Source organism: Pseudomonas sp. IzPS59 (assembly GCF_014863505.1).
In the GTDB taxonomy this organism is placed as follows: domain Bacteria; phylum Pseudomonadota; class Gammaproteobacteria; order Pseudomonadales; family Pseudomonadaceae; genus Aquipseudomonas; species Aquipseudomonas kribbensis.
Window position 1 is genome coordinate 3,240,184 of record NZ_CP062251.1, and the last position, 12,626, is coordinate 3,252,809.

Below are 12,626 nucleotides of genomic sequence, written 5' to 3' on the forward strand. Positions count from 1 at the left end.
CCTGTCCTCTGGCCGAGGAGGCCCCATGCTGCCTGTCGAAAACGCACTGACCATCGTCCAACTGTTCGCCAACGCTGCCCGCAACTATGGCGACCGCCCGGCCATCGAGGATGATGGGCGCTCAATCAGCTACCGGCAACTCGATCAACTGCGCAGCCAGGCTGCCCGGGCGCTGTTGGCGTTGAACATCCAGCCCGGCGACCGCGTGGCGATCTGGGCACCGAATCTCTGGGAATGGATTGTCGCCGCCGCTGCGCTGCAAAGCGTCGGCGCTGCACTGGTGCCGCTCAATACGCGCATGAAAGGCAGCGAGGCCGGTTTCATCCTGCGCCAGAGCGGCGCCTGTGTGCTGTTTGCCATTGGCGAATTCCTCGGTGCCGATTATCCGCGCATGCTCGCCGCCGAAGATTTGCCGGCGCTGCGCCACATCGTCACCTTACGCAGCGACGGCTGGGACGCGTTTCTGGCGCTGGCTGGCAAAGTCTCGCCCGAATCCCTGCAAACACGCGAACAGGCGCTCGGCCCGCAAGACCTCTCCGACCTGCTGTTCACCTCGGGCACCACCGGCAAGCCCAAAGGCGTGATGAGCAATCACGGGCAAACCCTGCGAGTGGTGCGCGACTGGAGTGAAGTGGTCGGTCTGCGCGAAGGCGATCGCTACCTGATCGTCAATCCGTTCTTCCATTCCTTCGGGTACAAGGCCGGTTGGCTGGCGGCGCTGATGCGCGGCTGCACCATCGTGCCGCAGCAGGTGTTCGAGGTGCAGGCCGTGCTCGAATGCGTGCAGCGCGAACAAATCACCGTGCTGCCCGGCCCGCCGACCCTCTATCAATCCTTGCTTGCCCATCCGCAGCGCGATGTATACGACCTGACGTCCTTGCGCATTGCTGTCACCGGCGCTGCAACAATTCCGGTGGAGATGATCCGCCGCATGCGTGATGAACTCGGTTTCGCCACCATCGTCACGGCGTATGGCCTGACCGAAACCTGCGGTTTTGCCACGATCTGCCGGCCGGGAGATTCGCTGGAATTGCTGGCGTCCACCAGCGGCCGGGCCATGCCGGGGGTGGAAGTGCGCTGCATCGGCGCCAACGGTCGCAGCCAGCCGGTGAACGTTCCCGGCGAAATCCAGGTGCGCGGCTACAACCTGATGCAGGGTTATTTCAATGATCCGCAGGCCAGTCAGGAAGTCCTCGACGCCGACGGCTGGCTGCACACCGGTGATATCGGCGTGCTCGACGAACAGGGTTATCTGCGCATCACCGACCGCCTCAAGGACATGTTCATCACCGGCGGTTTCAACGTTTACCCGGCGGAAATCGAACACTGTCTGTTGGGTTATCCCGGCGTGGCGCAGGTGGCGGTGATCGGCATTCCCGATGAACGTCTGGGCGAAGTGGCCATGGCCTTCCTGCTGCCGGCGCCGGGTGTCGAGATCGAGCAGGCCCGGTTCCTCGCCTGGTGCCGTGAGCAGATGGCCAACTACAAGGTGCCGCGTCGGGTGCAGGTGCTGGAAAGCATGCCGCTGAACGCGGCGGGCAAAGTGACCAAGAATGTGTTGCGGGAGTGGGCGCTGAGCTGACTGCTGTCCCCCAGTGGACGCCCACTGGGGGAATGACCTTCAGATCACCCGGGCCGGATGCTGCTGACGCGGGTCGCCCAGCAGGGCGCGATGGGACGGTGGCTGGCGACCGCCGTCTTCGCTGATGCCGTAACCGGCAGCGATTTCGGCAGTGATCAGCGTCTGCCCCGAGAGCGCCATCAACTGCGGATCATTGAGCAACGCGTGAATCACCCGGCCGTTGAATTGCGGGGTTTCGGCGTGCGCCAGAAAAGCCTTGTATTGCTCGCCATGCTGTTCGCCGGCAATCCGCGTGCGTTCGGTCAATTGCGGCCCGAGCCACAGCGATAACGCCGCCACGCCACGGCCCTCGAAATCGATGGCCATGTCTGCCGCCAGTTTGTCGCAACCAGCCTTTTGCGCACCGTATGCAGGGCCGTGCATGTAGCAACCGCCGCCAAAGGACGAGGTGAAGCAGATCAGCCCTTGTGCACTGTTCAACAACAGTGGCGCGGCGTGGTAACTGGCGATGTACGCCGAGCGCAGGCCGACGTCAAGGATGCGCACCAGATCCAGCGGTTTCTCCCAGAACGGCCCCGCTTCGATCAACTGGTCATGAATGAACGCTGCATTGTTCACCAGCAGATCCAGCCGCCCGCATTCACGTTCGACCTGAGCGAACAGTGCCGCCACCTGCCCATCGTCGGCATGATCGCAGACCACCGCAACGCCCTCTCCGCCCGCCGCTGTAATCGCGGCGGCCGTGTCGTGCAGCGAACTGGGCAATGCCTGTCCATACAGATGCGCACCTGCAGCTTCCGGCGCACGCCCGGTGACGTAAACCCGCATGCCCGCCGCACCCAGCGCCAGGGCAATGCCCTGACCGACGCCGCGACTGGCGCCGGTCACTACTGCCACTTGCCGATTCATTTGACGCTCCCGAACTGACTGATCACTGCCCCGCTCTTCTGGCTCTGGCGCTTGATGTGATTGGCCGCCAGGTAACCGAAGGTCATCGCCGGGCCGATGGTCGAGCCTGCGCCCGGATAGGTGCGGCCCATCATTGATGCGGCGCTGTTGCCGATGGCGTACAGGCCTTTGATTGGCTGGCCGTCCTCGTGCAAGACCCGGGCGTGAACGTCAGTGAGCAACCCGCCCTTGGTGCCGATGTCGCCGGCGTCGATGCGCACGGCGTAGAACGGCCCCTTGAACAGCGGCGCCAGGCACGGATTGGGCGTTACATGGGGATCGCCGTAATAGCGGTCGAACAGCGACTCACCCTTGTGGAAGTCCTCGTCATGGCCGCGCACCGCCATGCCGTTGAAACGCTGCACGGTGCGCAGCAGCCCGGCTGCATCGATACCGATTTTCTCCGCCAGGGTCTGCAGATCCGGCGCCTTGAAGAAGTAATCACGCAAGTGTTCGGGCAGTTGCCAGTCGCGCTGGGCATACCCCGGCAACAGCGCGCCGCAGGGGTATTTACGGCGGAACTCGGCGTCGAACACCATCCAGCACGGCACGCTCTCGGCGCCTTCGCGGTTGCTGGCGTACATCGCCTCGACGATATCGGTGTAGGGCGCGGCCTCGTTGACGAAGCGCTCGCCCGCCGAGTTGACCAATACGCAACCGGGCAACGTCCGCTCGACGAACATCGCCCGTTGTTTTTCCTCGCCGCGAACATGGGTGGTCGGCGCCCACCAGCTGTGTTCCATCAGTGCCGTGCGGGCACCGATGGCTTGCCCTGCGCGAATGCCGTCGCCGGTATTGTGCGGCGGCGTGGCGCTCCAGCCGGTCTTTGACGGTTGCGGCAGATACTGCGTGCGCATCGCCTGATTGCGTTCGAAACCACCGGCGGCAATGATCACGCCGTAGCGCGCCTTGACGTTGAGGCGCTGCCCTTCGCGGCTGACCTGTGCACCGCCGACCCGGTCGCCGACAATCAGCAGTTCTTCCAGCCCGCAGTTCAGCCACAGCGATTTGCCGCGATCCTGCAACGAACAGCGCAAGGCGCCAATCAAGGCGTTGCCCAGGGTCAGGTAACGGTCACGCTTCGACAGACGCCGGCCCTCGCGGTCGCGCCAGTAACGCCACATGACCTTCAGCGTCAGGCGCAACCAGCCGGGGCCACGGCACAGCAGGACCTGCGCCTCTTTCATGGTCATCGCCATGCGCCCCATCATCAACGTGCCGGGGGATGGCGCACGCATGCGCAGGAATTCTTCACCCAGCTCGGCGGCGTCGAACGGTTGCGGGTCCATGGAGCGATAACCGGGTTTGCCGCCTTCGACTTCCGGGTAGTAATCGGCGTAGCTGGCCTGGGCCTCGAAGCGCACGCGGGTCTTCTGTTCGAGGTATTCGACCATTTCCTTGCCGTGCTCGACGTAGGCTTCGATGCGCCCGTCGTCGATCTCGCCGTGGGTCACCGCGCGGATATAGGCAATCGCTTCGGCGGCGCTGTCACTGCCGCCCAGCGCGGCGATCCGGTGGTTGCCGGGAATCCAGATCCCGCCGCCGGACACCGCCGAGGTGCCGCCGTACTCGTTGCTCTTTTCGATCAGCAACACGTTCAGTCCCAGGTCGTGAGCGCGCAGCGCCGCGGTCATCCCGGCCGCTCCGGAACCCACCACCAGCACATCGCAGCACTCATCCCATTTGATCTCGGCAGCTTTCATGCGATCACCCTTGCTCAGCGCCCTCAAGGCAAAAACCGCCGGCCGGATCTTCGTCCGGCGCGGTCGGTCTCGGGATTGTTGGGTGCGTGTGTCGGGTGGTCATCGTCCGATGGGACTAAGGGTTGTGCCCTCCGCCCCCGTGCAAATCGCTTAGTCCGCTTGGACGATGTTGCGTCAGATCGGTGACCGCATAGTCGCCCACGGCACCACTCCCCCCCTGAAATGCAGGTCGGGCAGGTCTGACCTGGGCATGAGGACGACATGATAAAAACAATAATCGCCCCACAATCGCTTCACCCTCTCGTACAACTGGCCGTGTTGCTGCTGGCCGGTGGACTGGGCAGCCAGGCCAGCGCGATGACCTTCCAGCCGAGCGAAGATCTGAGCGTCGACTGGGACACCACACTGACCTACAGCCTCGCCTGGCGGACCGAGGGTCGCGATCACAAACTGACGGCCAACGCCGATGCCAACGACGGCGACAATGCGTTTGCCAAAGGCAGCCTGATCAACAACCGCGCCGGCTTCCTCACCGAAGCCAACATCAAATGGCAGGACGACTACGGCGTGTTCGTGCGGGCCACGGGCTTCTACGACAACGTCTACGATCAGGACAACGACAACAACACCGGCACTTCGAACTGCTTTGCCGGCGGCCATTGCAGCCGGCCGGACCGTTTCTCCCAGGACACCATCGATCAGCACCGCAACGAATTGCGCATGCTCGATTACTACGCCTACGGCACCTGGGATCTGGGCGGGCACAACCTCAATGCGCGGCTGGGTAATCAGGTGGTGAGCTGGGGTGAAAGCCTGTTCTATCCCGGCATTTCGGCGGCGCAGAGCCCGGTGGACGCGACCAAGTCGACCACGCCCGGTGTCGAGGTCAAGGAGATCCTCCTGCCGGTCGGCCAACTGTTCACCCAGTTCAGCCTCACCGACAGCCTCGATATCCAGGCCTACTACCAATACAAATGGGAAAAGACCCAGTTGTTCGGAGTCGGCAGCTACTTCTCCACCACCGACTACATCGACGAAGGCGGCTACAACGACGCCAGCGGTTTCGTCACGCGTCTGGCCAACGACAAACCGAGCAATCAGGGCCAGTACGGTGTGGCCTTCACCTACGCCGCCGAATCGCTGAACAACACCGAGTTCGGCATCTACTACTCGCGCTATCACGACAAGACTCCGTCGCTGGACTTTCAGTCCGAGTTGGGCCGCTATCGTGCGGTGTACTTCGACAACATCGACCTGTTCGGCGCCAGTTTCTCCACGGTGATCGGCGATGTCAGTTGGGCCGGTGAAGTCAGCTACCGCGACGGCGCGCCGGTGATGGTCAACAACGGTTTCTCCAGCGCGGTACGCGGCAAAACCATGCAAGCGCAGTCGTCGATGATCTACGTGCTCGGCCCGACCTCCTTTGCCGACAACACCACCCTCACCGGCGAGGTCGTCTACAACACCGTCATCAGCAACGACAAGTCGCAACCCGTGACCCTGGCGCCGGGCTTCACGTTGCCGGGCACCGACAGCCTGGTCTACGACCGCGAAGCCTGGGGTTACACCGCCCAGGTCAGCTTCGATTACAACGACGTGTTCAGCGGCTGGGACATGTCCGTGCCGATCACCTACAGCACTGCGGCCCACGGCGACAGCTCGATTGTCGGCTCGATCAACCAGGGCGAAGGCGACGACCGCGCCAGCATCGGCAGCTCATGGCGCTACCTCGGCAACTTCACCGTCGAAGCCCGTTACAACGCCTACCTGGGCAACGCCAACAACAGCCCGTTGGCCGACCGCGACAACGTCGCCCTCAACTTCAAATACCGGTTCTGATTTCCCTGTCGGAGGAGCACAGCATGTCTCGATTCACCCAAACGTTATTGAGCACGGCGCTGACCGTCGGCCTGCTCGGCAGCGGCCTGGCCTACGCCAAGGTCAGCCCCGAAGAAGCCGCGCGACTGGGCCAGGACCTGACCCCGATGGGCGCGGAAAAAGCCGGCAACGCCGACGGCAGCATCCCGGCCTGGAGCGGCAAGTGGCGCGGTCTGCCACCGGGCCTGAAGTTTGCCGGCCCCGGAACGCCGTACCCGGACCCGTACGCGGCGGAAAAACCGCTGTTCGTGATCGATTCGAAGAACATGGACAAGTACGCCGAGAACCTGTCCGACGGCGAGAAAGCCTTGCTCAAGCGCTACCCGGAGACCTTCAAGATCCCGGTGTACCCGAGCCATCGCGACTTCCGCGCCGATCAGCGTCTGGAAGACCTGATCAAGAAAAACGCGGTGACCGCCGAACTCGACAACGATAACAACGACACCAAGAACGCCTGGGGCGCCTCGCCGTTTCCGATTCCGAAGAACGGCAGCGAGTTGATGTTCAACCACACCCTGCAGGGCCGGGCCAACACCGAAGAGGCCAACTATGGCCAGGCGGTGGTGTACGCCAATAAGGAAAAAGTGCTGGAAGAGGTCAACTACAAGATCTTCTCGATCTGGTCCAGTCCGGACAAGAACCTCGACTCCGCCAATGGCATCCTGACCAACTTCCTGATCACCACCCTGGAACCGGTGCGCAAGAAAGGCGAGATCGTCGTCGGTCACGAGTTCATCAACCCGACGGCCTCGCCGCGTCAGGCCTGGCAGTACAGCCCCGGCCAGCGCCGTGTTCGTCGCGCGCCCACCGTCGGCTATGACTCGCCGACCGGCGCCGGGGGCTTCCGGGTGTACGACGAAGACCGCTTGTTCAACGGTGCGCCGGACCGCTACAACTGGACCATCGTCGGCAAAAAGGAACTCTACATTCCGTACCACAACTACAAGATCGACGACCCGAGCGTGACGGCCGATCAGATCCTGTCGGCCACCGGCCACGTCGATCCACAATACATGCGCTACGAAAAACACCGGGTCTGGGTGTTGCAGGCCACGCTCAAGGAAGGCGCTCGTCACGTCTACGCCAAACGCGTGCTGTACCTCGACGAGGACACCTGGTCCGCAACCATGGCCGACAACTACGACGCCCGCGGCCAGTTGTGGCGCACCAACATGCAGACCTCGGTCTACGCCTACGACATTCAGCGCTACCACGCACGCCTCGGCATCTACCATGACCTGATTGCCGGCTCCTATCTGGTTGACCGCCTGCTGGTCGATCAGAAACCCGCCAAGCTCAATGCCACCGCCTTCTCCGAAGACGAATTCACCCCCGGCAACCTGCGCAAACTCGGCACCCGCTGAACCCGCCACGCCCCGACCGATTCATTCGGTCGGGGCGTTGTTTTTTTCTCAATTTGCACCTTGATGGAAACTGCCCATGAACAGATTACTCACTGCGGCCCTTGCCGTGGCCGGCCTCGGTTTGTCGATGCAGGCCAATGCCCTGAATATTTTGCTGACCAACGACGATGGCTGCCGCGCTCCAGGCATCGACGCGATGTACCGCGCATTGACCGTCGCCGGCCATACCGTCACCCTGGTCGGCCCGTTGAACGACAGCAGCGGCATCAGCGCTGCCAGCGTCGTGGTGCCCGGCCAGGCTCTGGCGGTGACTGAACTGGCGCCCGGCCGATTCTGCGTCGGCCCGCCCGAGGGCTACACGCCGCCGACCGGCAAGACTTCGGCCATCGGCACGCCGGTGGATGCGGTCAACGTCGGGCTGGACGTGTTGCTCAAGGACACGCCGCCGGATCTGGTGGTGTCCGGCATCAACTTCGGTGAGAACGTCGGCCCGCTGACGCAGATGTCCGGCACCCTCAACGCCGCCATTCGGGCCATGTTCAAAGGCGTTCCGGCGGTGGCGGTGTCGACGGCCATCGACATGGACCTGATCATGCGCGACCAGCAGGCCGGTTACCGCAAGACCCTGGGCGCCATGGATGACACGGCGAAGTTTGCGGTGAAAGTTATCGAACAGGCCCATCAGAGCTGCGCCAAACACAGCTGCAAACTGAATGTGCTCGGGCTGCCGGGCGTCAACGGGCTGAACCTCAACTACCCGGCGTTGCCTGCCAATCAAGTCAAAGGCGTGAGTTTTGCCCCGATCGGCAATTGGGACCGGGTGAACTTCACCTCTCAGCGCGGCACCGACGGTACGGTTCACGTCAATCTGGTCGCACCGCCAAAACCTACGGCCACCCAGCAACAGGCCGATGCGTATCAGCTGTGGCAAGGGCATGCAGTGATTACGGTAATCGCCGGCAATATGAGCGCGCCGCCGGCGGTGCAGGATCAGGCGAAGAAAATGCTCAAAAGCGTCCAGCCTTGAAACGACACAACCCCTGCAGGTGATCACCCTCAGGGGTTGAACGGTTTTATACAGCGGGTTGGAACGGCACGAACTCGGTGACTTCGAGATCAAACCCCGACACCGCTTTGTAAGGCACCGGCGAACTCATCAAACGCATCTTGCGCACATTCTGATCCCGCAGGATCTGCGCGCCGATGCCCAGCGTACGGTGCGGAAAATGCGGCGGGCGGGATTTGCCGCCGCTACGCAGACGCAATTGCTCGAGCACACCGTCAGCGGTTTCCTTCTGCGCCAACAACACCAGCACGCCGTTGCCGGCCGCCGCGATACTCGCCAGCGAACGTTCAAGGGTCCATTGCTGCGGTCCGCTTTCGCTTTCGCAGCCCAGGGCGTCGCGCAGGGTTTCGATGCTTTGCACCCGCACCAGTACCGGTTGAGTGCTGTCGATCCGGCCCTTGACCAGCGCCAGATGCAGCGCGCCTTGATAGGTGTCCTGATAGGCCGTCACCTGGAACTCGCCGTGGCGGGTCAGCAACGGATAGGCCTCGCCGCGCTCGATCGTGCCTTCGTGAAGGATGCGGTAGTGAATCAGCTCGGCAATGCTGCCGATGCGCAGGCCATGACGGCGGGCGAATTCGTGCAGCTGTTCGCCTCGGGCCAGTTCGCCGTCCTCGTCGAGAATCCCCACCAGCGTCGCCGCCGGTTGCAGGCCTGCGAGACGGGTCAGGTCACACGCGGCCTCGACATGCCCGGCCCGCTGCATGACGCCACAGGGCAAGGCCTGCACCGGAAAGATATGCCCCGGTTGCACCAGATCCGCCGGGCCGCTGGCCGGGTCCACCGCCACCTGGATCGAGCGCGCCCGGTCGGCGGCGCTGATCCCCGTGGACACACCGGTAGCCGCCTCGATCGACCGGGTAAACCCCACACCATGCTGCGCCCGCGAATGGGGCACCATCAGGTCCAGCCCCAGTTCGCGGCAACGCTGCTCCGTCAGTGCCAGGCAGATCAGCCCGCGCGCCTGTACCGCCATGAACGTCACTGCCTCGGCTCCGGCCCGTTCGGCGGCCATCAGCAGTGAGCCTTCGGCATTGTTCTCGTCATCGGTGATGACCACCATCTGCCCCGCCGCGATGGCTTCGAGCAGTTGCGGCACGCTGTCGAACGCCAGACTCATTGCAGCGCCTCGCGCAGGTCGGCAGCGGCTTCGGACAACACCTGGGCGGCGCCTTCGACAAACGGCGCCATGCTGATAAAGCCGTGAATCATCCCTTCACAGCGCTGCACCCGCACCGGAACTTCGGCTACACGCAAGCGCTCGGCAAACGCTTCGCCTTCGTCGCGCAGCGGATCGAATTCGGCGGTGATCAGGGTCGTCGGCGGCAAATGCGCCACGCTCCCGGCGCGCAATGGCGAAGCCAGCGGATCATCGCCCTGCCCGTCTTCCTGCAAATACTGCTGCCAGAACCAGTTCATCATGGCGCCGGTAAGGAAAAAACCATCGGCAAATTCCCGGTAGGAATGGCTGTCGCAACCGGCATCGGTGACGGGATAGAACAGGCACTCATAACGAATCTTCGGCCCCTGCCGCTGCACCGCCAACTGACTGACCGCCAGTGCCAGATTGCCCCCGGCGCTGTCCCCCGCTACCGCGAGCCGGCTGCCATCGACGCCCAGTTGCGCCGCATGTTCCACCAGCCAACACGTCGCCCGGTAACAATCCAGCGGCGCCGCCGGGAACGGGTGCTCCGGCGCCAGGCGATAGGCCACCGACACCACCACGGCGTCGGTCAGGTGGGCCAGCGAGCGGCACAGGTTGTCGTGGGTGTCGAGGTTGCCGACGACAAAACCGCCACCATGGAAATACACCAGCAACGGCAGATTGCTCTCTTCCGATGGCCGATACAGACGCGCATCCAGTTCGCCAATCGCCCCCTCGACCCGCAAGTTGCGTACCTCGGCCATCGGCACGCCGGGAATCGCCGGTTGCATGTTGTCGCAGAACTGCCGGTAGTGCGCCGCGTCGAGCTGGCTGTAATCGGGTGCCGGCAGGTCGCTGAATTGCTGGAGAATCAGCGCGATCTGTTTATCGAGCGGCATGGGCATCTTCCTCTACATCGGACATGTTGAATTGTGGGTTGGACTCTTCGAGGATGCTCTGCACCCGTTGCTGCAGCGCCACTTTGAAGCCTTTGTGGGGAAAGACCCAGAAGCGTTTTTCGGCGATGGCGGCGAACACTTGCTCTGCGAGTTCGGCAGGCGTCATGCCCTGGCGAATGCTGCTGTCGAGCAATTGACTGAACGACGAACCGGCGCCGTCGACCACTTGATTGGAAGCCATGATTTCACTGGCCACCGGCCCCGGGCACACCACCGAAACCGAAATGGGTGCACCGAGCATGCTCAGTTCGTAGTGCAGGGTTTCCGACAATGCGACCACCGCTTGTTTGGTCACGTTGTAAGGCGCCATCAACGGGCTGCTGAGCAGACCGGCCAGTGACGCGGTGTTGACCACATAGGCCGCACGGCCCTGACGCAGGAACAACGGCACAAAACAGCGAATGCCGTTGATGACCCCGCAGAGGTTGACGTCGAGCATGCGTTGCCATTGCTGCGCAGTGATTTCCCAGCTGTAGCCGGTCTGCATCACGCCGGCATTGTTGAACAGCAGATCGACCCCGCCGAACCGGTCGAGGGCAACATCGCGCAAGTGCTCCACCTGTTGCAGATCGCCGACGTTGGTGACGCAGGCGACCACCTGCGTTCCGCCGCTTCGCAGTTCTGCGCAAAGTGTTTCCAGCCGCAACCCATCGAGATCGGCCAACACCAAACGCATGCCCAACCTGGCCACATGTTCGGCCAGCCCTCGTCCTATGCCACTGGCGGCACCGGTAATGACCGCGACCGGCCCTGATTGCTGATTCATTGCCTGCTCCCGACATTAAGTCCAATGGTGTCAGTAGAGCGGGCGCCGCTCGGCCGGCCATCGTCCATTCAGACGATGCCCGCTTCTACAGGGGCGGCAGAATCTCCAGCAAGCTCAAACCCGTGAACCTGGGAGAATAACAAGATGAGTACCCTGCACCGTATCGAAGCCAAACTGCTGGAAGACCGCTACGCACGCGGCTGGCACTGTCTGGGCCTGGCCGCCCCCTACCGCGACGGCAAGGCCCACCGACTGGACGTGTTCGGCACCCGGCTGGTGGCGTTTCAGGGCGAGGACGGCGAGTTGCATATCCTCGACGGTTATTGCCCGCACATGGGCGCCGACCTCAGTACCGGTTGCGTCGAAGGCAATTCGATTCGCTGCCCTTTCCATGCCTGGCGCTGGGGCGCCGATGGCGTGTGCGATGACATTCCCTACGCCAAGCGTATTCCGCCTCGGGCCAAGCTCAAGAGTTGGCCGCTGATGGAAGAAAACCATCTGCTGTTCGTGTGGAACGACCCCGAAGGCAACCCGCCGCTGCCCGAGCAACGCATCCCGCGCATCGACGCCTGCTTCAGCAACGAATGGGCCGAGTGGGAAGTCGCCGAATTGCAGATCGACACCAACTGCCGCGAACTGATCGATAACGTCGCCGACATGGCGCACTTCGGCACGGTGCACGGCGCCCCGGTCGAGGCATTCAGCAACGTATTCGAAGGCCATCTCGCCACGCAAATCATGAGCGCCCGCAGCGAGCGGCTGTCCGGCGACAGTGCGTTGAGCACCGTGGCCACCTATTACGGGCCGGCCTACCAGATCACCGAAATGACCGGTGCCATGAACGGCCAGCCGATCCATTCGATCCTGCTCAACTGCCATGTGCCGATCGACCTCGACAGCTTCACCCTGCGCTACGGCGTGCTGGTGAAAAAGATCCCGGGCCTGAGCGAAGAACAGAATCAGGCGATGGCCAAAGCCTATGTGCAACAGGCCCAGGCAGCCTTTTACGAGGACGTGTCGATCTGGCACAGCAAGACCCGCGTCGATAACCCGTTGCTGTGCGATGGTGACGGGCCGGTCTATCAATTACGCCGCTGGTACGAGCAGTTCTACACCGACGTCGCGCTGCTTTCGGCGGAGGTGAAGGAGCACAAAGAGTTCATCGTGCGGGCCCGCGAACCCGCCTGATGACAGGGTTTTCGCGATCCTGGGCCTG

General features: G+C 63.0%; 10 protein-coding genes. 5 read left to right on the top strand and 5 right to left on the bottom strand.

Annotation, left to right across the window (positions count from 1 at the left end):
• Positions 1-25: 25 nt before the first annotated feature.
• Positions 26-1,582 carry a FadD3 family acyl-CoA ligase gene (locus IF189_RS14465; RefSeq protein ID WP_134826970.1) on the top strand — a complete coding sequence of 519 codons (1,557 nt, stop codon included), beginning with the start codon at positions 26-28 and terminating at the stop codon, positions 1,580-1,582.
• Between the two features lie 39 nt (positions 1,583-1,621).
• Here the strand turns inward: IF189_RS14465 and IF189_RS14470 are convergent, their stop codons facing one another.
• Both IF189_RS14470 and IF189_RS14475 read right to left on the bottom strand, forming a co-directional pair.
• Positions 1,622-2,491 (bottom strand): SDR family NAD(P)-dependent oxidoreductase, encoded by an 870-nt coding sequence (locus tag IF189_RS14470; RefSeq protein ID WP_134826971.1) that lies wholly within the window; start codon positions 2,489-2,491, stop codon positions 1,622-1,624.
• Positions 2,488-4,233 carry an FAD-dependent oxidoreductase gene (locus IF189_RS14475; RefSeq protein WP_192551765.1) on the bottom strand — a complete coding sequence of 582 codons (1,746 nt, stop codon included), beginning with the start codon at positions 4,231-4,233 and terminating at the stop codon, positions 2,488-2,490. The genes IF189_RS14470 and IF189_RS14475 overlap by 4 nt, the downstream gene beginning before the upstream one ends.
• Positions 4,234-4,494: 261 nt before the next feature.
• Here IF189_RS14475 and IF189_RS14480 point away from each other — a divergent pair, with 261 nt between their 5' ends.
• The 3 genes from IF189_RS14480 (at position 4,495) to IF189_RS14490 (ending at position 8,502) form a co-directional block, all read left to right on the top strand.
• Entirely contained in the window at positions 4,495-6,072 is a 1,578-nt protein-coding gene (locus IF189_RS14480; protein ID WP_192551766.1) for a DUF1302 domain-containing protein, read from the top strand.
• A 23-nt stretch (positions 6,073-6,095) separates the two neighbouring features.
• The gene (locus tag IF189_RS14485) at positions 6,096-7,475 is read left to right on the top strand and encodes a DUF1329 domain-containing protein (protein ID WP_192551767.1); all 1,380 of its coding nucleotides are present in this window, start codon (positions 6,096-6,098) and stop codon (positions 7,473-7,475) included.
• A gap of 76 nt (positions 7,476-7,551) precedes the next feature.
• A complete protein-coding gene (locus IF189_RS14490) occupies positions 7,552-8,502 on the top strand; it encodes a 5'/3'-nucleotidase SurE (protein WP_192551768.1) in 951 nt (316 codons plus the stop codon).
• A 46-nt stretch (positions 8,503-8,548) separates the two neighbouring features.
• Here IF189_RS14490 and IF189_RS14495 read toward each other — a convergent pair whose 3' ends face one another.
• Genes IF189_RS14495 through IF189_RS14505 form a run of 3 tightly spaced genes read right to left on the bottom strand, consistent with a single transcriptional unit; the run spans position 8,549 to position 11,410 of the window.
• Positions 8,549-9,661: a 3,4-dihydroxy-2-butanone-4-phosphate synthase gene (locus IF189_RS14495; RefSeq protein ID WP_192551769.1), complete on the bottom strand. Its 1,113-nt coding sequence runs from the start codon at positions 9,659-9,661 to the stop codon at positions 8,549-8,551.
• Positions 9,658-10,584 (bottom strand): alpha/beta hydrolase, encoded by a 927-nt coding sequence (locus tag IF189_RS14500; RefSeq protein WP_134826977.1) that lies wholly within the window; start codon positions 10,582-10,584, stop codon positions 9,658-9,660. Before IF189_RS14500 ends, IF189_RS14495 begins: the two co-directional genes overlap by 4 nt.
• A complete protein-coding gene (locus IF189_RS14505) occupies positions 10,571-11,410 on the bottom strand; it encodes an SDR family NAD(P)-dependent oxidoreductase (RefSeq protein ID WP_192551770.1) in 840 nt (279 codons plus the stop codon). Before IF189_RS14505 ends, IF189_RS14500 begins: the two co-directional genes overlap by 14 nt.
• 144 nt (positions 11,411-11,554) lie before the next feature.
• On the opposite strand from IF189_RS14505, the gene IF189_RS14510 reads away from it, so the two are divergent.
• The gene (locus IF189_RS14510; protein WP_192551771.1) at positions 11,555-12,598 is read left to right on the top strand and encodes a Rieske 2Fe-2S domain-containing protein; all 1,044 of its coding nucleotides are present in this window, start codon (positions 11,555-11,557) and stop codon (positions 12,596-12,598) included.
• Positions 12,599-12,626: the final 28 nt, after the last annotated feature.